This is a genomic window from Mesorhizobium sp. AR02, from assembly GCF_024746835.1.
In the GTDB taxonomy this organism is placed as follows: domain Bacteria; phylum Pseudomonadota; class Alphaproteobacteria; order Rhizobiales; family Rhizobiaceae; genus Mesorhizobium.
The window spans coordinates 3,861,599-3,881,152 of the sequence record NZ_CP080531.1; the positions used below are offsets into that span (position 1 = coordinate 3,861,599).

A 19,554-nucleotide genomic window follows, 5' to 3' on the forward strand; every position below is an offset into this window, starting at 1 on the left:
TAACGAACGCTATCGATCCGCCTCGGGTTCTTTTGAGAGCAGTTTGGGGGAGGATAGGTGTCCAGACATGACTGCGTTCAATCCAGAAAAACGGTTAGCTTAGCCGGCATTCGCGAAAGCCCCGCAGTACTGGGACCCATGAAAATAGTTTCGTCGTCCGAACGGACGACGTGATCAGTCAGATCAACGCGGTCGCGTCGCCGCGACCTGATCAATCAAAGGATGCCCTGATGCCTGATTCCGGCATTGTTCTCGTATTCGACGGCCATAATGATTTACTGCTCCGCCTCTATCGCCGTGGCGGGCCGGATGCTGCGCGCTCGTTCATTGAAGGAGATGGCAAGGGGCATCTCGATTTGCCGCGCATGAAGGAAGGCGGGATGGCGGGCGGGTTCTTCGCCATCTTCGCGCCAGCTATCGAGCACGCACGGTATAAGGCGGAAGCCGAGGCGCTCTACGCCGGCGAGACCTACGATGTACCATTGCCGCCCAGCGTGCCGTGCAATGTCGCGCAGGCGGCGACGCTGAACATGGCCTCCAGGCTGTTTGCCATCGAGCGCGAGAGCGACGGCCAGTTCAAGATCGTGCGCAACGCGGCTGAACTCGACCGGTGCATCGCTGATGGCATTGTCGCGGCGATTCTGCACATTGAGGGGGCCGAAGCCATCGATCCGGACTTCCACCTGCTGGAAGTGCTGCACCAGGCGGGGCTGCGATCACTTGGGCCGGTCTGGAGCCGTCCGAACATCTTCGGCAACGGCGTGCCGTCCCGTTTTCCGAGCACCGGCGATACTGGTGATGGACTGACTGAGCATGGCATCCGTCTCGTCAAGGAATGCAATGCGCGCAGGATCATGATCGACCTGTCGCATCTCAACGAGAAGGGCTTTTGGGACGTGGCGCGTCTCTCCGACGCGCCGCTGGTTGCGACGCATTCGAACGTCCATGCCATCAGCCCGCATTCGCGCAATCTCACCGACACGCAGCTTGCCGCCATCCGGGAGACCGGGGGCATGGTCGGGGTGGCCTACGCCGGGAGCTTCATCCGGCCCGATGGGCGTGTTGGGGCCGATCCGCCGCTCGATATGCTCATCGACCATATCGCCTATCTCGTTGACAAGCTCGGCGACGACAAGGTCGGCATGGGCTCGGATTTCGACGGGGCGACGGTACCGACCGGGATCGGCAACGCCGCGGGGTTGCAGAATCTGGTCGAAGCCATGCGTCTGCGCGGTTTCGACGAGCCGACGCTCGAGAAGATCTGCCACGGCAATTGGTTGCGCGTTCTCGCCAAGACTTGGGGCGGGTAAGAAAAGGCGACATTTCCCGGGCTTGACCCTGGATCCAGCCCGCCAGCTCTACCGGCAGGACCTATTACCAGTGAAGGAAAGGAAGAAAGATCAAGTCTGTGCTGCGTGCTTCCAGTAACGACGCGAGCCTACCCGGAGGCACCGAAGATGGACAACTGGTGGGTATTCAGAGCGTCAGCAAAGCCTCGTGATCACTTCAAGCCTTGCCGCTTCAGAGCATAGATAGATAGCCTTGCGCGGACAAGCAGCCGCAACTTGCCCTCAGATGAATACCACCCAACATTAAACTAACGAAGAAAGGGAACTGAATTATGACGGTCTCTCGACGCGACTTCATGAAGACGGGCGTAGCGGCTGGAGCAGCTGTATCCATGCCGTCGGTGCTGCGGGCGCAGACGACACCAATCGCCGCGCGGACGGTCCACATGGCGTGGGGCACTGAGCTCAAGGTCTTTGACCCGATCTGGACGACGGATGGCGCAACCCAACGCCACGGTGCAGCCATTTTCGACACGCTGTTCTCGCTCGATTCCAAGTTCATACCGCAGCCGCAAATGGTCGGGAACTGGGGTGTTTCTGACGACAAGAAGACCTACACGTTCGAGCTCCGGGATGGCTTAGGCTGGCACGATGGCACCCCCGTCACCGCGGTGGACTGTGTCGCCTCGATCCGTCGCTGGGGCCAGGTGGCGCCCGGCGGACAACTGATCATGGAGCGCGCCAGGGATATCTCGAAGAAAGACGGCAAGACTTTCGTGATCGCGCTCAAGGAGCCACTGGGGTCTCTAATTAATATCCTCGGAGACGTTTCGGCGCCGGGCCTTTTCATCATGCGCGAGAAAGACGCAGATCGTCCCGCTACCGAACAGGTAACGTCAAATATCGGATCGGGACCGTTCAAGTTCAACCAAGCTTTTGCCAATCCGGGCGCAAGCTTCACCTACGACCGGAATGAACAATATGTACCGCGCAAGGAAACACCTGACGGATTGGCCGGCGGCAAGGTTGTCAAGGTCGATCGTGTCACTTGGGACAATATCGCCGATCAGCAGACTGCTGTCGCAGCCTTGCAAGCGGGTGAGATTGATTTCGTTCAGTCACCGCCCGTCGAACTTCTCGCAGTGATCGAGAGTGATGCCAACCTCGCACTCGAAGCTATTCTGAATCCGATGGGCGTAGACTACATCATGCGCATGAACTGTCTGCAGAAGCCATTCGACAACGTGAAAGCGCGTCAGGCGATGCTTTACCTTGTCGATCAGGAGGCGATGATGCAAATCGCTGTCGGCAACGCAAAATACACCCACTCCGTGACTTCGCTGTTTGGATTTCGGACGCTCGTTACGAACGACGAAAATACGGGATGGTTCAAGAAGGGCGGCGACCCGGAAAAAGCAAAGCAACTCTTCAAGGAGGCCGGATATGCCGGCGAGAAGGTCGTCATTCTTCAAGCCACCAATGTACCAGAGTACAGCAACGCGTCGCAGCTTCTGGCGGCGACGCTCCGGAAGATCGGGGTCAATGCCGAGCTCGCGCCGAGCGACTGGGGCGGGATCGCCACGCGTCGCGCGAACAAGGGCCCCGTTGAGAACGGCGGCTGGAGCATGTTCATGACAAGCAATAACGATTACGATTTCGGCAATCCGCTCGGCACACCATTCCTCCTCGCGAATGGCGACAAGGGCTGGTACGGTTGGCCAAAGAACGATGAATATGAGACTCTCCGGGCCAAGTGGGCAGATGTCGCAACGCTCGAAGAGCGCAAGGCCCTGGCCCGTAAGATGCAAGGAATCTGGTGGGACTTCGTCGGCGACATTAGGCTGGGTCAGTCCACTACGCTCAACGCGCGCCGCAAGACGCTGACCGGCCTCATCTGCATGCCGCAGATTCTCCCGATGTGGAACATGCGGAAGATCTGACGTTGATTAGCTATATCCTTCGCAGGATGGTCGGGGCATTCATCTTCCTGCTTGTTAGATTGGCGCCGGGCGATCCAGCCGCCATCATCGCTGGCCCAACTGCCACAGAAGCAACGATTGCTGGAATTCGAAGACCTGGGGCGGGTAGAAAGGCGACGTGTCCCAGGCTTGACCAGGGACCCAACCCGCCAGCTCTACTAGGCCCCTGATCAAGCCCGGGGCCACGGCAGGGACTAAATCACCCCAACATGCCGCGGCCTACGGCCCGCGTGCCGTCCATTGGCGTTGCGCGACGGGTTCTGCCGGGCACCTTCGTGGCCATGGGCCGGCCGGTTGTCGCCGGCGGCGTTGCCCAATGGCTCGACGTCTTCTTTCCGTGCCAATGGCCAATGGCGGGAGCGACCGTCTGTTCGGCGGTGCTCGCCACCATAGTTGCCCTGCCTGCGGATTCCAGGAATTAGCCGGACAGGCTTTCCGGTAATCTCCGGACGTGTCCGGCTTCAGCTCGTCCGGCATCACCTGAATACGCACCAGAAAAGACTCGATCTTATCATCGGGTATCGAATATTCGACTTTAGCAACGATGGGACTAGAGGGGGTAACGGGCCTCTGGCGCCGCCGCCAGACTTTCGGTTGAGGCGGTCGTCCCTCACAATGATGGTGTGACGTGGTTGATGGGGAGGGCAAGACCGTGCGGGAAGCGAAGGTGGCGAGCGAGCCGGAGGCGCTGATCGACTGGTTTGCGGCGCCAGAGGCCCGTTACCCCATCTAGTGGATTGATCGAGACAAAAGAGTCCGATGTTGGATTCCCATCGGTTTTCGCATGTGCGACGATCGGGCATGCGCACCGGTATTACATTTGACGTCACTGCCGCCGACAGGATCCGGCTCGAAGCCATCGTGGCAAAGCACGGTTCGCCGCAGAAGCATGCGTGGCGGGCGAAGATCATTCTGATGAGCGATGACGGCTTGGGAACTGTGGCCATTATGGAGGCTACCGGCAAATCGAAGACCTGCGTGTGGCGATGGCAGGAGCGTTTTATGGCCGAAGGCGTGGATGGGCTTTTGCGCGACAAGAGCCGCCCGCCAGGCATTGCGCCACTCGATCCCGAACTGGTCGATCAGGTGATCACGCTGACGCTGGAAACGCCCAAGCAAGAGGCCACACACTGGACCGTTCGCGCGATGGCAAAGGCGGTGGGGATCGCGGCCTCTTCGGTCGTCAAGATATGGCACGAGCATGGTCTTGCACCGCACCGCTGGCGCAGCTTCAAACTGTCGAATGACAAGGCCTTTGCCGAGAAACTGCACGATGTCGTTGGGCTCTACGTCTCGCCGCCGGCCCATGCCATTGTTCTTTCCGTCGATGAAAAGAGCCAGATCCAGGCGCTGGACCGCACCCAGCCGGGACTTCCTTTAAAGAAGGGGCGGGGTGGCACGATGACCCATGATTACAAGCGCCACGGGACCACCACCCTGTTTGCTGCCCTCAATGTTCTCGACGGCTCGGTGATCGGCCGCAACATGCAGCGACACCGGCATCAGGAGTTCATCCGTTTCCTCAACGTGATTGAGGCGCAACTGCCGAAGGATAAGGCCGTCCACGTCATTCTCGACAACTACGCGACCCATAAGCAGCCGAAGGTCCGCGCCTGGCTGGCAAGACATCCGCGATGGACCTTCCACTTCGTTCCAACATCATGTTCATGGCTCAACGCTGTCGAGGGCTTCTTCGCCAAACTGACACGACGGAGACTGAAACACGGCGTCTTCCACTCCGTCGTCGACCTGCAGGCGGCAATCAACCGCTTCATGACTGAGCACATCACGAACCGCGGCCATTCGTCTGGAAAGCAGACCCCGATGAGATCATTGCAGCAGTCAAACGCGGGCACCAAGCGTTGGAATCAATCCACTAGTGGATGCCGATTCCGAAATACCGCGTATAGGCGACATCGAGGATGCGATTGACCAAGCTCGAGAAGCTGTGTCCGGCGTTCGTCGCGGCCAGGACATAAGGGCTGCGCATACCGAGCCCCGGCATGGAATTGATCTCCAGGACAAAGGGCTGGCCGGAGCGGTCGATCCGGAGATCGATACGGGCGTAATCCCGGCAGTGGCAGGCACGGAATGTCGCAACCGAAATATCCCGAAGCCCCGCCGCAAGCTTACTCCCGATGTGCGCCGGGCAAATACTCTTCACCGCCGCAAGCGCATCCCCAGTCAGAAGACGCGTTTCGTGGTCGCCGAAGGCATGCTCCACCACAGGCAACACCTCGAGTTCCCTGTTTCCCAGCAGCGCGATGGTGATTTCTCGCCCCTCGATATATTCTTCCACCAGCGCATCTTGCGCATACTGCGTGACGACCACCTCTACGGCCTGCCTCAACTGAGCAGGCTCATGTACAAGCTGCACTCCGCAACTGTCGGATTCGTGACGCGGCTTTACCACCATCGGGAATCGCAGGTCGCCGGTACTCTCGGTGCCGCGCCGCATTATGCGAAAGTCCGGCGTCGGCACGCCGAGATCGCAGATGAGCCTCTTGGCGATAACCTTGTCGAGCGCCAATGCATGCCCGAGCGGGCCAGATCCGATGTACGGAACACCCGCCATCTCGAGCATGGCCGGAACGTGGGTGAGACGGCACTCTCCCTGAATTCCGTATGCCAAGTTGAAAACGATTCCCGAGGGGCGCGCTTCGGGCTCGGGTGGCATGAACCGCTCGAGCGTAGCGAGCAGACTTTTATCTCCTTCGCACAGCAGCGTCTCGTGGCCGCCCTCTTGCAGTGCCGCCACTACGCTTTTGACCCTCTCGCGGCTGTATTCCCCCGGACAAGGCCGACCAAATCGGTTGATCACGCCCGTATGATCATCGTTCCACACGACAGCTATTCGCATGAGCTACTCCCTCATTCTTTCGGATAGATTAATTGGAGACAACAGTTCGTCTGGGTTCCGCAAGCTCGTCAAAGTACAACGACGGGAGCCGCCAACCATGGTGAACGCGAGCCAGACCGTTTCGCGAACCCCATCTCGATCGAGTACATTTGCGAAGCTCTCGCAGGTCGAGTACAAGGCGTTAACCGGAAAGAATGCGATCTCGCGAAGCTAACGGCGCCAAAAATATCGCAACCGCAATGCTCAACCGGATGGTACCCGTGCATAACTGTGGTCCTCCTTGCCAGCGGAAGGAAGACGACAGTGGTACCAACAGCAGGATTGCAGGGCTGATGGGGATTCCGACGATTTCAACGCCACCACCGTCAAGAAGCCAAGGCCCCATATTGATTTGATCGGCCTTACGGCCGCCCTGCAAACGTGGCAGGATATGAAGCCGCCGCTGGGATAGCGTCACCCGCGATGGATGCGGCAAAGCTTCAATTGGCGGGGCCGCACTCAACAGTGCAGCGTCTGTCGTATTGGTTTGGAGTTCAAGCAAGCTCATATAGACCTCCTCGGTCGGAGACTGAAAGACCGCTAGGGTCTCTTAACGGATCCCATGCAATCGGCGTGCCGCCGAAGAGGTCGTGAGAGCAAGAGGCACAAAACCATGTATTTCGCGCCGCGACGGCGGAATACTTGCGCCTCAGTGTGTCGGGTTCCGCACAGGGATGTCTTCAACCGGATACGGCTGAACACGGCAACACGGACGTCGAATGACGGACTCGACGATCATGAGGTACGCGGAGGGGCGGATCTTCAAGGTCATCGACTGCGGAGTTGAACTGCCCCTACTTTCGACCGAACATTGAGCATAACCAGAACGGCTCAAGCACATGCTTCACGATAGGCATAAGTTTAATGAGTATCGACAGGTCGAACTGATGGTTGGCGATGTCCGGCGTCGGCGCTGGACATCCGAACGCAAACTGCAGATCTTCGAAGAGACTGAAATATCTTAGGCTATTATGTATTATATGTTTCTAATCAGTTCGCGATCTCGATAAACCTGTTTCAGCCATCATTCACGCCGATGCCACTGTCACTTGGCAGTTAATGAGTGCTGCACTGATTGTTTCCTGTGGTTGGCCGAACCTCATTGAGGAGACGGGCGATCGAACGATCGAGATCGTCGGCGTTTTGAAGGGGCAGCCATGCGAGGATTTCGGCGATGGCGCTTTGTGACCGACGCGACTTTTTGCAAGTCCGCCCGCTGCGGCTCGATTGATGCCGATAGTGCGGGTGAAAAGTTGCAAGCGGTCTTTCGCCTCGGCGAAGAAAAGCACGACGTCGGCCGGGATCGTGACTTTGCGCTGGCGACTGTCTTGGACGCCGCATTCAAAGCATGCTTGGGAACAATCGCCGTGACGGACGTCCTTTGCCGTGAGGACCAATAATTTCTCATTTATCGGAATATATTGCACAAATAGATAAGAATGAATTAGACAAATCTGTGCCTGCGTGCCAACTTCCTTTACTTCAATAGCGAACGCCATCAGCGCCTTGGTGTACCGCTTGGCGTTGGGGAGGATCGATGTCGAACCATGAGAGCATTCAACTGATGAAGAACGCTTCGGCGAGCGCATTGAGATGCGAAACGTAGCCGGCAAGTGCCGTATCGTCGCTGGCCAGGGGCAGCCGATACGAGCGCATCGAAACCTTGGATTGTCCTTCTAGACTTCGATTAATGGGCGTATTACGCCGGCCTCAAAAGAGGCTGTTGAGGCACTCACGTGTATTTTTAAGGAGCCTGCTCACGGGACGATCCGGTGAGTGGAAGCCTTGCTCAATGAGGTTGGCTGCACGACAAAAGTGATAGCCGTCCAGCCCGCGCGTGCCCACGGATTAACCGAAGATGGATAGCTGGTGGGTGTTCAGATCGTCGGCAAAGCTTTGGCCTGCGGTCTTAGCCATGGGCGAATAAGCAGCCGCAACTAGCCCACGGATGAAATAACTTCAACATTACACTAACAAAAAAAGGGGAATGAATTATGACAATTTCTCGACGTAGCGCGCTAAAATTGGGGGTGGCGGCCGGAGCGGCGCTATCGATCCCATCCATCGTGCGGGCTCAGACCGGGTCGGTCGATCCGCAAGTCGTGCGCATGGCGATGCACGATCCCCTCACCGCCTTTGATCCGATCTTTGCCGGTACTGACGTAACTGTCGATCACGCTATGGCAATTTACGATACTCTGTTTGCCCTCGACTCAAAGTTAACTCCACAGCCTCAAATGGTGGGTAAGTGGAGTGTTTCCGAGGATAAGAAGACCTACACATTCGAGCTCCGGGACGGCCTCCTCTGGCACGACGGCAGTCCCGTCAGGGCGCAGGATTGTGTGACTTCGATCCGCAGATGGGCTCAAGTCGATCCTGGCGGGCAATTAATCATGGGGCGAGCCGAGGGCATCTCAAAGAAGGACGATAAGACGTTCACGATCGTGCTTAAGGAGCCGCTGGCAATTTTGATCGACATCCTCGCTTCATTGAACGGTTATTACCCGGCTATTATGCGTGAGAAGGATGCAGATCGTCCGGCGACTGAACAGGTTACCGCGAATATCGGGTCGGGGCCGTTCAAGTTCAATCAGGAACTTGCTAGGCCGGGCGCGAGCTTTACCTACGATCGCAACGAGGCTTATCTCCCACGCAAGGAAGCGTCCGACGGATATGCCGGCGCCAAGGTTGCGAATGTCGATCGTGTCGTGTGGAACCAAATTTCCGATTCGCAGACTGCCTTGGCAGCCCTGCAGGCCGGTGAAATTGATTTCATTGAATATCCGCCCGCGGATCTATATTCGGCGATCGAGAGTGATGCTAATCTTGAGCTTCAGATTTTGAATAAATCTGGCCAAGATTACTGTCTCAGAATGAATCACCTGCAAAAGCCATTCGACAACGTCAAGGCGCGCCAGGCGGTTCTACATCTGATTGACCAGGAAGCGTTCATGCGTGTTATCGCTCCAGATCAAAAATACGCCAGCACCGTGAAGTCGATATTTGGAAATTCAACATTGTATTCCAATGACGAGAATACAGGGTGGTTTAAGCAAGGCGGCAATCCGGAGAAGGCGAAGCAACTGTTTCAAGAAGCAGGGTATGCTGGCGAGAAGGTCATAATTCTTCAGGATGCGACCACGCCGTCATATAGGGACGCCTCGCAGCTTCTTGCGACGCAGTTGCGCAACATTGGGGTCAATGCGGAGCTTGCACCGAGCGATTGGGGCGGGATTGTCGCGCGCCGGGTGAACAAAGGGCCTGTTGAGAGCGGTGGTTGGAGCATGTTCATGACAAGCGACCCCGATACCGCCATGGGTGATCCGACCTCCGAAGTCTTCATGAATGCGAGTGGCGATAAAGCCTGGTACGGCTGGCCAAAAAATGACGAGTATGAGGCCCTCCGCGCCAAATGGGTGCAGGTCGAAACGCTTGACGAGCGCAAAGAGTTGGCCCGTCAAATGCAGAAAATTTGGTGGGACTTCGGGGGCGACGTCCGGCTCTGCCAAGAAATTAGGCCAACCGCACGACGCAAGGCGCTCACCGGCCTTATTGGAATGCCTATCAACGTTGTTGCAATGTGGAACATGCGGAAGGTCTGACGTTGGTTAACTACATTTTTCGCAGGATTGTCGCGGCCATCGCCGTCATGGCGATGGTCGGGGCATTCATCTTCCTCCTCGTTAGATTGGCGCCGGGCGATCCCGCCGCCATCATCGCTGGCCCAAATGCCACACAAGCGATTGTCGCCGGAATTCGCGAGCAGATGGGATTGAACGATCCCATAGCAGTTCAGTTCGTTCATTGGCTGCTGGACATACTTAGCGGGAATCTCGGCACCTCTGTTTTTTCGGGACGGGCTGTTAGTGAACTCATCTCGCAACGGCTGCAGCCGACGATTTCGCTATCGCTACTGACAATGATGTTTTCGGTGACGACGGGGGTTTCCGTTGGCGTCGTAGCGGCATGGCGAACTGGCGGTCTCGTCGACCGCCTCCTTGCCGTCTTTTCGTCACTTGGTTATTCTGTCCCGGTCTTTGTAGTCGGCTATTTTCTGATCTATTTCTTCGCCATGAGGACCCATTGGCTGCCGGTCCAGGGATATGTGCCGATAGACGGGGGCCTGGGACCATGGTTCGTTCACTTGGTCCTGCCCACCGTGACGTTAAGTCTTACCTATATTGCATTCATCGCCCGGATTACGCGGGCGAGCATGCTCGAGGTCCTGTCGGAAGACTATATGCGAACGGCCGCGGCCAAGGGCGCTTCGTCCTATGCCATGCTTTTTCACCATGCGTTGAAAAATGCCGGCGTTCCGATTCTGACCGTGATCGGCTTAAGTTTCGCAGGTCTGATCGGTGGGGTTGTTCTCACGGAAACGGTATTCAACATACCTGGCGTTGGTCGTTTGGTTGTCGATGCGATAAACGGCCGCGATTATCCCATCATCCAAGGCGTGCTCATCCTGGTTTCGGGGCTATACGTCGTAATCAATCTGGCGGTCGATCTTTCCTACACCCTGGTCGATCCCCGCATCCGGTACTGATCATGACGCTCCTCTCCGCACCAGTTGAATACGTTCCGACGGGTCGCCTGCGACTCTCTGACCTTCCCCGTCTGGCAAGGCGGCATCCTTTGGTCTTTGTAGGCGGCGGCCTATTGGCGGTGTTGATCATTCTGGCGATCGCTGCCCCGCTTCTCGCCGGCGATCCGGTGAACATGGATCCGTTCAAGCGCCTCCAGCCGCCGTCGGCTGACCTGTGGTTCGGAAGCGATAATCTTGGCCGCGACGTGTTTGCACGAACGGTGTTCGGCGCACGGATCTCACTAACAGTCGGATTGACGGCGGCAGCGGGCGCAGCTCTAGGCGGGCTTCTTATCGGCGTCATTGCCGGCTATGTCCGCAGCTTTGATAACATCGTAATGCGGGTCATGGATGGCCTGATGTCGATCCCGACAATTCTGCTGGCCATCGCCCTTATTTCTCTGACGGGTCCCGGGATTGGCATTCTCATCGTCGCCATCACGATCCCCCAGCTGCCAGGCGTCACCCGGCTAGTCCGTTCGGCGGTTCTGAGTGTCCGGGAACGTCCTTATGTGGAGGCCGCCCTCTGCGGCGGTGCGCGCCTTCCGAAAGTGCTATGGCGGCATATTCTGCCGAGCACCATTCCACCGCTTATGGTGCAGGGCGCCATAGTCTGCGCAGATGCGATTCTGACAGAGGCGGGGCTGAGCTTCCTGGGCGTGGGCGTGCCGCCTGAGATCCCGAGCTGGGGGAACATGATTGCAAGCTCCCGACTCTATCTCGCTATCGCCCCAATGACGATTTTCGCCCCCGGCATCTTCCTTGCCGTCACCGTCCTTGCCGTGAACCTGCTCGGGGACGGGCTGCGGGACCTCTTCGACCCCCGCTCAAAGCGGAGGCGCTAACATGCAGATGCATCAAACTGCAGGGAACGACGTGCTTCTAGATGTCCGAAATCTGGAGACGCATTTTTACGGCGAGGAAAGCGTCACCCGCGCCCTGGGTGGCATCAGCCTTCAGGTCAAGAAAGGCGAGACGCTCGGCGTCGTCGGCGAATCTGGATGCGGGAAGAGCGTCACCGCTCTCTCCATTCTTCGTCTGCTGCCGAAGCTGTCCGCCAGGACGGTCGGCGGCGAGGTCCGCTTCCACGGACGCGACCTCCTTCAGCTGTCCGATCGCGAGATGCGACATATCCGCGGCGACCAGATCGCCATGATCTTCCAGGAGCCGATGACGAGCCTGAACCCAGTCTATACTGTCGGCCACCAGATAGCCGAAGCGGTGCAAATCCACACCAAGGCCTCTAGGTCCGTTGCCATGTCGAAGGCCGAGGAGATGCTTCGTCTCGTCCGCATCGCTGACCCCGAGCGTCGCGTCAACAACTATCCCCACGAAATGTCGGGCGGTATGCGTCAGCGCGCCATGATCGCCATGGCTCTTGCCTGCTCGCCGGAATTATTGATCGCGGACGAGCCGACGACCGCGCTAGACGTCACCATCCAGGCACAAATCTTGCGGCTCATCGTCGATCTGAAAGAGCGCACGGGAACGGCTGTCATGTTTATCACGCATGATCTGGGTGTTGTGGCCGAGACATGCCAACGCGTGATTGTTATGTACGCTGGCCGGATCGTTGAGCAGGCGACCGTAATCGATCTGTTCGCGCGTCCGGCGCATCCCTACACCCAGGGCCTGATGCGATCGGTGCCGGATCCGCGGCGCGGCCGTCAGCGCCGCCTTCCAGAAATTCCCGGGATCGTGCCAAACCTGCGCGAGCCCATTGTCGGGTGCAGCTTTGCGCCTCGCTGCCCGTTCGCTATCGACATTTGCCGCGAGAAGACCCCCATCCTGCGTGATGTCGGGTCGAGCCACGCCGCGGCTTGCTGGCGCGCCGAAGAGGTGATGGGCGCATGAGTGGTCCTTTGCTGAAAGTCGAGAATCTGACCAAGCATTATCCGCTCGGTGCGGGAATCTTCAAGAAAACCATTCCGGTGATCCGGGCAGTGGAGGATGTATCCTTTTCCGTTGAGGCGGGCGAGACACTCTGTATCGTCGGCGAATCTGGCTGCGGCAAGTCTACCGTCGCTCGGCTCTTAATGCGGCTCGTGGAACCGACGGGCGGGCGCGTGCTGATCGACGGGACCGATATTGCAGGCCTCAAGAAGGACGCGCTTCACGCCTGGCGCCGTCGCATGCAGATGGTCTTTCAGGATCCTTACTCGTCGCTGAACCCGCGCCTTACCGCCGGGCAGATCATCACCGAACCCGTCGAGAATTTTGAGCGCCTCAGCCGGAAGCAGCGTCAGGCACTCGCCGCGGACCTTCTGCGAAAGGTCGGAATGTCGCCTGAGATGATGCACAGGCTGCCATCCGAGTTGTCGGGCGGTCAGCGCCAGCGGCTCGGCATTGCACGCGCCCTGTCGCTCAACCCCTCTCTCATCATCGCCGACGAAGCGGTGTCAGCCCTTGACGTCTCCGTGCAGGCGCAGATCTTGAATCTGCTTCTGGATCTCCAGCAGCAGATGGGCATCGCCTGCGTCTTCATCTCGCATGACCTCGGCGTCGTGGAGCATATCGCGCATCGCGTTGCCGTCATGTACCTGGGGCGGATCGTGGAGCTCGCCCCGAGCGAGGCGCTCTTCGCGAAACCGGTCCATCCCTACACCGAGGCGCTGATTGCGGCAGCTCCGGTGCCGGATCCGACGCGCGTTCGGTTGGAGGCGCCCGTCGAGGGCGAGGTGCCGAGCCCCATCAACCCGCCGAATGGGTGCGCGTTCCACCCGCGCTGCCCACTAGCCGTCGAGCGTTGCCGCATCGACGTGCCGCCTTTGGTGCCAATGGCAGAAGGGCGCGTTGTGGCCTGCCATGTGCGCGCTCCAGCGACGCACGCTCTGAGCCCGCCAGCTGCGGCGGCGAATTCCTCGCTTGCTCATGTGGCTCAGCCATAGCTGCTTTCCCGAGGCATCGGGAAGCGCAAATACATGACAGTTAAATCCTCAATCAGGAAAAGTAGGAGAGCACATGGCGAAAGATACGCACGATAATGGACGCCACCCGATCCAGCACGAGGGTGGCTTTGATACGGTCGGCTCGATTGCAACCAACATTGAAGACGGCTTCACGATGGCGGCCGTTGGCGATCTTCTCTTGGCGCGACCCGTGACTAAGGGCCGACATCCTGGGTTTAGCGAACTCATCAAGATCCTGCACGGTGCTGATGTCGCTTTCGGCAACATGGAAACCAATATCTTAGATCGCTCGTTCACAGGAAGCCCGCAGGCTGAGTACGGTGGTGCATATTGCATCAGCGTCCCGGAATTGGGCCCTGATTTAAAAGCAATGGGCTTCAACATGGTGAGTCGCGCCAACAACCACACACTCGACTGGGGCCTTGAAGGTATGCGCGAGACGAGCCGAGTGCTCGATGAGAACGGGATCATCCATGCAGGTGCGGGCGAGAACCTTGCACAGGCCGGCGCCCCTCGCTTCATGGAGACCGCTCGCGGGCGCGTTGCACTAGTGTCCTTTGCCACATCGTTCAGTCCGATGGCTCGTGCGTGCGATCCCGCTGGCGAGGCGCCAGGCAGACCTGGACTCAATGCTCTTCGTCTGGCGAAAAGCATCGTGGTTCCGCCGGAAATGCTCGAAAGCCTGAGACGGGTACGCGAGATCTTACCACACTATGATCGGGCTGGAAAAGATCCAAGCCGGGTTGCAATTGAGGAGACGATATTCAAAGCGGGCGAGAAAGCAGGCTATAACTTTGAAGCTGACGCGCGCGATGTCGCCGAGATTCTACGAAACGTTCGTCAGGGCAAGCAGTTCTCCGACTTCTGCATTGCTACAAACCATGGACACCAACAGGAATGGAGCGACGAACCGCCTGATTACGAACAAACGCTTGCTCGCAGGCTTATTGATGCTGGAGCAGACACATACGTTGGGCACGGGCGGCATGCTCTGCGAGGCATCGAGATCTACAAAGGGCGGCCAATATTTTATAGCTTGGCGAACTTCTTCTGTGAGGATCTCCGGACGCCGGTCGGCGCTGACATGTTCGCCGTTTACGGTAAGGATCCAAAACTTGACACGGATGCTGAGGTGACGATCGACGAGGTGGCGAAAGGATACCCGAAAGCAGAGGGGCTTGTGGGAGCGCTCACTGACTTGATCTACTATGAAAGTGTTATTTCCGTCAGCCGTTATGAGGATAACCAGCTTGCTGAATTGCGGCTCTATCCAATCGAGCTTGGCCACTCGAAGAGGTTAGCCAACCGAGGCGTTCCGCGTCTCGCTCTCGAATCGCAAGCAAAATCCATTCTGGAGCGGCTACAGAAGCTATCGAAGCCGTTTGGGACCCAAATCCAGATTGAAAACGGCGTTGGATTCATTCGACTGCAGCCAATGTCGGCTTAACGCGGCATGTAACAGCTCGCCGAACTCTGCGCCGGACGGCGCTATGTTTGATCCTAGGCTTTGATTACGTCCCCGTTCATCGTCGCGCTGCACGAGATCGATGCGACCGTGGAGCGACTTGGTGAGGCGTTCGATGCCGCTCCTGCGATCTGGCGTTGATACGACGTGAGCATGCTGATTTACGCCACCTCCCAAGGCGTGCCGGCCCGGCAGGAGCTTAGGCTCCTGCCGGGCGTTTACTTACGCGTGCGCCTTGGGCGCACCAAAGTAGGAGTCGGCTTTGTGCTTTATTAGCGGACGCAGTTTCTGATCGAGCGGAGATGCCCTTTCAACAACAACGGCCAAATATTTCCAAACTTTGAGGGTCATCTCGCCCATAAACTATTCGTTCACTCCGACGTCTTGAACCGGTGCCTTTTTGCCGTTGGAAGGCGAGCCGGGGCTTTATTGTTTGAGCGCTGAAGTGGCGTTCTGCGGCTAACGGCGGTCGGAGCGGAGAGCGTGCCCACGTCCCGGCTCCTAGTCGAGAACATCGATCATGTAGGGACAACGCCCGCCAGATGGGCACCTGTCATGGCAGTCTGCTGGCGTCGCTCTCCGTTACAAATTGCAACGCGCGTTGACCAAATATGCTTGGCCAGTTCCCGAAGGGTGGCGATCCTGAGGGAACAAGGGACAACGCTTCCAAGTTTTCCGCGCTGATGTACGCGAGCATCGATATCGCGATCGTCACCGGCCGCCCGACTCCTGGCGAGGAAGATAGACTGGGAACAAGCCGCGCATACCGAGCCTTCGCACGCTCAAAGGGCGGCATGGCAGTTGGACAGTTCGAAATACCTCGCCTTTGGAACCGGATTTTGATTCACTCGACGCGTTGATTTGCACGGAGGCAGTGGATGCGGGGACAGGCTGGTTTCTGGGACATTGACGAGCGATATGTCCGGCTGAGCGAGGCCGGCGATCCGCTGGAGAAGCTGAATGCGGTGGTGCCGTGGGAGGTTTTCCGCAAGCCGCTGGGCAAGGCGCTGAAGCGCTCCGATGGCGCGAAGGGTGGCCGGCCGCCTTACGATCCGGTGATGATGTTCAAGATCATGGTTCTGCAGGCGCTCTACGGCCTGTCTGACGACCAGGCCGAGTTTCAGATCCAGGACCGGCTATCCTTCATGCGCTTCCTGGGGCTGGGTCTCGGAGACAGGGTGCCGGACGCCAAGACGATCTGGCTGTTCCGGGAGCATCTCACACAGGCCGGCGCGGTGGACAACCTGTTCGCCCGTTTCGACAAGCACCTCGGCAAGGCCGGCTACCTGGCGATGGGCGGGCAGATCGTCGATGCCACCATCGTGGCGGCGCCCAAGCAGCGCAATACCGACGCCGAGAAGACTGACATCAAGGCGAGCACGGTTCCGGACGAGTGGAAGAAGAAGCCCACGAAGCTGCGCCAGAAGGACCGCGATGCACGCTGGACGGTGAAGTTCTCGAAAGCCAAGGTCGCCGAAGAGGGAAAGGCGCAGCAACGCGACATCGCCATTCCCGCCTTCGGCTATAAGAACCATGCCTCGATTGATCGCCGGCACGGCTTCATCCGGGGATGGAACGTGACGAGCGCGTCAGCCTATGACGGCGCGCAGCTTCGCAATGTGCTCAACCGCGGCAACACCGGCTCGACGGTGTGGGCCGACACGGCCTATCGCTCGAAAAAGAACGAGGAGTGGCTGGAGAAGAACGGCTACGTCTCTGACATCCACCAGAAGAAACCGAAGGGTCGGCAGATGAGCGAGGCGACGTCGCGGGCCAATGGGCGGAGATCGAAAACCCGCGCATTCGTCGAACACGTCTTCGCGCAGCAGAAATCCAGGATGGGCCTGTTCGTGCGCACCATCGGCATCGCCCGCGCCAGGACGAAGATCGGCATGGCCAACCTTGCCTACAATCTCACCCGCTTCGTGTGGCACGAGGGGCGAACTGCGTCCGCATAACGGGCGAATGCGGCGAAAACCGCCGACGCAACGCCGAAATCAATCAGCCATCTACCCAGGCAAGGGGCGAAAACCTTGTCATAGTGTCAGATTCGGCCAACCGCACCCGTTTGTCCGCCTTGCCGTTCAAAAACCGCGGTAAATCGATCTGTCCAGCTGGATACTCAGCGGCACTGGGCCGCCTCCTTGAAGAAGTCCATAGGGTCTGCATTTTTGCAAGCGCTTCCTCCGTCAGCATCGGCTTTAACATGAATTTATTTTGTTTCAAACTACGCCATTTTGCGCGGCCTTTATTGCAGCGGCCAACGATTTTTGGTTCAAACGTTCCTCTCCTAGGTGTTATCAATCGATAGTTGTTACACTTGGTGGTCTATAGTTGTTGCGACTCGTGTCGGAACTGATCAAAAGGACGATAATACGGTTGTCTAGCACAAGAGCATCCGTTGTCCTGAACCTATGGCCTAGCCATTCTTCGAAGAGCTTCCATGACCTATCGCATCCTCACTGGCGAGATCGAACATGAGGCCAACACCTTCAGCATGGTGCCGACGACGCTCGAGAATTTCCGGTCCGGCGCCTTGCTGCTGGGCGAGGAGATTCCACCAGCGCGCCGGGGCACTCGCACGGCCCTGGGCGCGACATTTGAGGCCGCAGAGAAATTCGGCTGGACGCTCTCTCATCCGCTCGTCGCTAGCGCCAATCCTGGGGGCACGGTAACTAAGGAAACATTCGACCAGCTCTGCGCCTGGTTCCTTGGAGGCGGCCAGGGCTGTGATGGCGCACTCATCAACCTCCATGGTGCAATGGTTGCCGAGGGATGCGAGGACCCGGAAGGCGAGGTTCTCGCCCGGTTACGGGCCATGCTCGGGCCCGACGCGCCGATCGTCGCCACGCTCGACCTGCACGCCAACGTCACGGCAAAGATGGCGACAAACGCCTCCGCGCTGATCGCCGTTCGCACGTATCCTCATATAGACTACTATGAACGCACCTGGCAGGGGGCAGAACTACTCGATCGCGCGCTACGCGGCGAGATTCGTCCCCGCACCGTTATGGCGAAGCGTCCAATGCTTCGCGGTCTCGATTACGGGCGGACTCAAGTGGGCCCGATGCGTGAACTGATTGACCGCGGCGAGTTGCTGGAGGGCTCCGGAACGGTGCTCGTGGTCAGCGTCTGCGCAGGTTTCGCCCGGAGCGACATTTACGATGTCGGGCCGAGCGTTACCGTTACTGCCGACGGCGACACCACCGACGCGCAGCGTATCGCCGAGGAATTCATGGACTACGCGTGGGAGACACGTGAGTTTATCTCTTCCCCCTGGACAACCGCCAGCGTCGCCCAGGCCGCGGAACGCGCCAAGTCCGGAGAGTTGCATGCCAGACAACCCGTGGTGCTCGCTGATGACAGCGATAATCCGGGCGGCGGTGCTTATGGCGACGCGACAAACCTGCTGCGCGCCATGATTGCGGCCGGCCTTCAGAATGCTGCCTTCTATGCGATCTTCGACCCGGAGGCCGTGCAGGCGGGCATCGCCATCGGCATCGGCAATAAAGGGCGAATCCTGCTCGGCGGCAAGCACGCCCCCGAGATGGGCGGGGCGCCGCTCGAGGTCGAGGCGCAGATAGTCTCCATCACCGATGGCCATTTCCGCTGCCACGGTCCTATGGGCGGAGGCGCATGGCGCAGTTACGGGCCGAGTCTGATGCTGCGCGCGGGCGGCATCGAAGTTGCGGTGATCTCAGGGAACGATCAAGCGACCGACCTCGCCCAGCTCACTTCTTTAGGTATCGACCCGCTTCACTGCATGACAATAGCACTGAAGTCGTCTCATCATTTCCGTGCGGCGTTCGAACCTATCGCTCGCGAGGTGATTATGGTCGATGGGGGCGGGATGTTGGGATCGGCGCTCCTGTCAAGTTATCGCAATGTTCGCCGTCCGATCTGGCCACTTGACGACATCAAACTCTAGGATGCGTGCCAATTAGCTGGCCGGGCCAGAAGAAATGCTGTCAGAAACCTGCTCTACGTGCGCCGTTTACAACGAGCGAGAGAAAATATCGATTGGCATGGTCCAATTCACTGGGCGGCTCTATATTGACGGTCGCTTTCGATCCAAACGAATTTCGCTGGATGCGCGACGTGCCGCCACCGACGGTGTGTGCCGGCAGCGTGGTCTGATCGCGTTGTCTGTGGCGCTGTTCATGTGTCCACAAGAAGCTCTGTCTGCGCCAGTAGGGGGTGACTATTAGCTGGCCATTCCATCGGGCCAAGGAGTTTACATAGCCTCTTCGCCACCGCATGAGCGAGGATGCGAGGACATGAAGATGCGGAACCTCGCCATCAAACCCCCGGCGCTCCTACCTTCGGCGGGTCTCGCTGCTTCGAGTCGCCGGACTTGCTCGGGCGAGAGGATTTCCGGACCTAGTGGCAGCTGCCCCGCAGGACAGCCCAGCCTCCCGCTCCGCTCCC

General features: G+C 58.5%; 13 protein-coding genes and 2 pseudogenes. 12 read left to right on the plus strand and 3 right to left on the minus strand.

Going from position 1 to position 19,554, the window contains the following annotated elements:
• Window positions 1-230 precede the first annotated feature (230 nt).
• The 4 genes and pseudogenes from DBIPINDM_RS22865 to DBIPINDM_RS22880 all read left to right on the plus strand — a co-directional run bounded on the left by DBIPINDM_RS22865 (window position 231) and on the right by DBIPINDM_RS22880 (window position 5,148).
• Window positions 231-1,310, plus strand: a complete 1,080-nt coding sequence (locus DBIPINDM_RS22865) for a dipeptidase (RefSeq protein ID WP_258589319.1) — start codon at window positions 231-233, stop codon at window positions 1,308-1,310.
• Between the two features lie 311 nt (window positions 1,311-1,621).
• On the plus strand, window positions 1,622-3,229 hold the full coding sequence (locus tag DBIPINDM_RS22870; RefSeq protein ID WP_258581352.1) for an ABC transporter substrate-binding protein: 1,608 nt from the start codon (window positions 1,622-1,624) through the stop codon (window positions 3,227-3,229).
• A 2-nt stretch (window positions 3,230-3,231) separates the two neighbouring features.
• Window positions 3,232-3,360: pseudogene (locus DBIPINDM_RS22875) on the plus strand (ABC transporter permease); the annotation flags it as partial.
• Between the two features lie 709 nt (window positions 3,361-4,069).
• A pseudogene (locus DBIPINDM_RS22880) lies at window positions 4,070-5,148 on the plus strand (IS630 family transposase).
• Here DBIPINDM_RS22880 and DBIPINDM_RS22885 read toward each other — a convergent pair.
• The 3 genes from DBIPINDM_RS22885 to DBIPINDM_RS22895 form a co-directional block, all read right to left on the minus strand.
• Entirely contained in the window at window positions 5,145-6,128 is a 984-nt protein-coding gene (locus DBIPINDM_RS22885) for a D-alanine--D-alanine ligase family protein (RefSeq protein WP_258581353.1), read from the minus strand. The pseudogene DBIPINDM_RS22880 and the gene DBIPINDM_RS22885 sit on opposite strands and share 4 nt — an antisense overlap.
• 181 nt (window positions 6,129-6,309) lie before the next feature.
• On the minus strand, window positions 6,310-6,675 hold the full coding sequence (locus DBIPINDM_RS22890) for a hypothetical protein (RefSeq protein ID WP_258581354.1): 366 nt from the start codon (window positions 6,673-6,675) through the stop codon (window positions 6,310-6,312).
• A 520-nt stretch (window positions 6,676-7,195) separates the two neighbouring features.
• A complete protein-coding gene (locus DBIPINDM_RS22895) occupies window positions 7,196-7,666 on the minus strand; it encodes a hypothetical protein (protein ID WP_258581355.1) in 471 nt (156 codons plus the stop codon).
• 495 nt (window positions 7,667-8,161) lie between these two features.
• Here DBIPINDM_RS22895 and DBIPINDM_RS22900 point away from each other — a divergent pair, with 495 nt between their 5' ends.
• From DBIPINDM_RS22900 to DBIPINDM_RS22935, 8 genes are all read left to right on the plus strand, one after another.
• Window positions 8,162-9,769, plus strand: coding sequence for an ABC transporter substrate-binding protein (locus DBIPINDM_RS22900; RefSeq protein WP_258581356.1), 1,608 nt, complete (start codon window positions 8,162-8,164; stop codon window positions 9,767-9,769).
• A gap of 2 nt (window positions 9,770-9,771) precedes the next feature.
• A complete protein-coding gene (locus tag DBIPINDM_RS22905) occupies window positions 9,772-10,713 on the plus strand; it encodes an ABC transporter permease (RefSeq protein WP_258581357.1) in 942 nt (313 codons plus the stop codon).
• Between the two features lie 2 nt (window positions 10,714-10,715).
• Window positions 10,716-11,597 (plus strand): ABC transporter permease, encoded by an 882-nt coding sequence (locus DBIPINDM_RS22910; protein WP_258581359.1) that lies wholly within the window; start codon window positions 10,716-10,718, stop codon window positions 11,595-11,597.
• 1 nt (window position 11,598) lies between these two features.
• Window positions 11,599-12,606, plus strand: a complete 1,008-nt coding sequence (locus DBIPINDM_RS22915; protein ID WP_258581360.1) for an ABC transporter ATP-binding protein — start codon at window positions 11,599-11,601, stop codon at window positions 12,604-12,606.
• Complete coding sequence (locus DBIPINDM_RS22920) at window positions 12,603-13,640, plus strand: ABC transporter ATP-binding protein (RefSeq protein ID WP_258581361.1); 1,038 nt, start codon at window positions 12,603-12,605, stop codon at window positions 13,638-13,640. Before DBIPINDM_RS22915 ends, DBIPINDM_RS22920 begins: the two co-directional genes overlap by 4 nt.
• Window positions 13,641-13,713: 73 nt before the next feature.
• Entirely contained in the window at window positions 13,714-15,108 is a 1,395-nt protein-coding gene (locus DBIPINDM_RS22925) for a CapA family protein (RefSeq protein ID WP_258581362.1), read from the plus strand.
• A gap of 896 nt (window positions 15,109-16,004) precedes the next feature.
• The gene (locus DBIPINDM_RS22930; protein WP_258581363.1) at window positions 16,005-17,084 is read left to right on the plus strand and encodes an IS5 family transposase; all 1,080 of its coding nucleotides are present in this window, start codon (window positions 16,005-16,007) and stop codon (window positions 17,082-17,084) included.
• 485 nt (window positions 17,085-17,569) lie between these two features.
• Window positions 17,570-19,054 (plus strand): M81 family metallopeptidase, encoded by a 1,485-nt coding sequence (locus tag DBIPINDM_RS22935; protein ID WP_258581364.1) that lies wholly within the window; start codon window positions 17,570-17,572, stop codon window positions 19,052-19,054.
• Window positions 19,055-19,554: the final 500 nt, after the last annotated feature.

What these genes read in the sequence shown, in the direction of transcription:
- DBIPINDM_RS22865 (WP_258589319.1), top strand. Translation starts at nt 231, where the DNA reads ATGCCTGATTCCGGCATTGTTCTCGTATTCGACGGCCATAATGATTTA.
- DBIPINDM_RS22870 (WP_258581352.1), top strand. Translation starts at nt 1,622, where the DNA reads ATGACGGTCTCTCGACGCGACTTCATGAAGACGGGCGTAGCGGCTGGA.
- DBIPINDM_RS22885 (WP_258581353.1), bottom strand. Translation starts at nt 6,128, where the DNA reads ATGCGAATAGCTGTCGTGTGGAACGATGATCATACGGGCGTGATCAAC.
- DBIPINDM_RS22890 (WP_258581354.1), bottom strand. Translation starts at nt 6,675, where the DNA reads ATGAGCTTGCTTGAACTCCAAACCAATACGACAGACGCTGCACTGTTG.
- DBIPINDM_RS22895 (WP_258581355.1), bottom strand. Translation starts at nt 7,666, where the DNA reads ATGGCGTTCGCTATTGAAGTAAAGGAAGTTGGCACGCAGGCACAGATT.
- DBIPINDM_RS22900 (WP_258581356.1), top strand. Translation starts at nt 8,162, where the DNA reads ATGACAATTTCTCGACGTAGCGCGCTAAAATTGGGGGTGGCGGCCGGA.
- DBIPINDM_RS22910 (WP_258581359.1), top strand. Translation starts at nt 10,716, where the DNA reads ATGACGCTCCTCTCCGCACCAGTTGAATACGTTCCGACGGGTCGCCTG.
- DBIPINDM_RS22915 (WP_258581360.1), top strand. Translation starts at nt 11,599, where the DNA reads ATGCAGATGCATCAAACTGCAGGGAACGACGTGCTTCTAGATGTCCGA.
- DBIPINDM_RS22920 (WP_258581361.1), top strand. Translation starts at nt 12,603, where the DNA reads ATGAGTGGTCCTTTGCTGAAAGTCGAGAATCTGACCAAGCATTATCCG.
- DBIPINDM_RS22925 (WP_258581362.1), top strand. Translation starts at nt 13,714, where the DNA reads ATGGCGAAAGATACGCACGATAATGGACGCCACCCGATCCAGCACGAG.
- DBIPINDM_RS22930 (WP_258581363.1), top strand. Translation starts at nt 16,005, where the DNA reads ATGCGGGGACAGGCTGGTTTCTGGGACATTGACGAGCGATATGTCCGG.
- DBIPINDM_RS22935 (WP_258581364.1), top strand. Translation starts at nt 17,570, where the DNA reads ATGACCTATCGCATCCTCACTGGCGAGATCGAACATGAGGCCAACACC.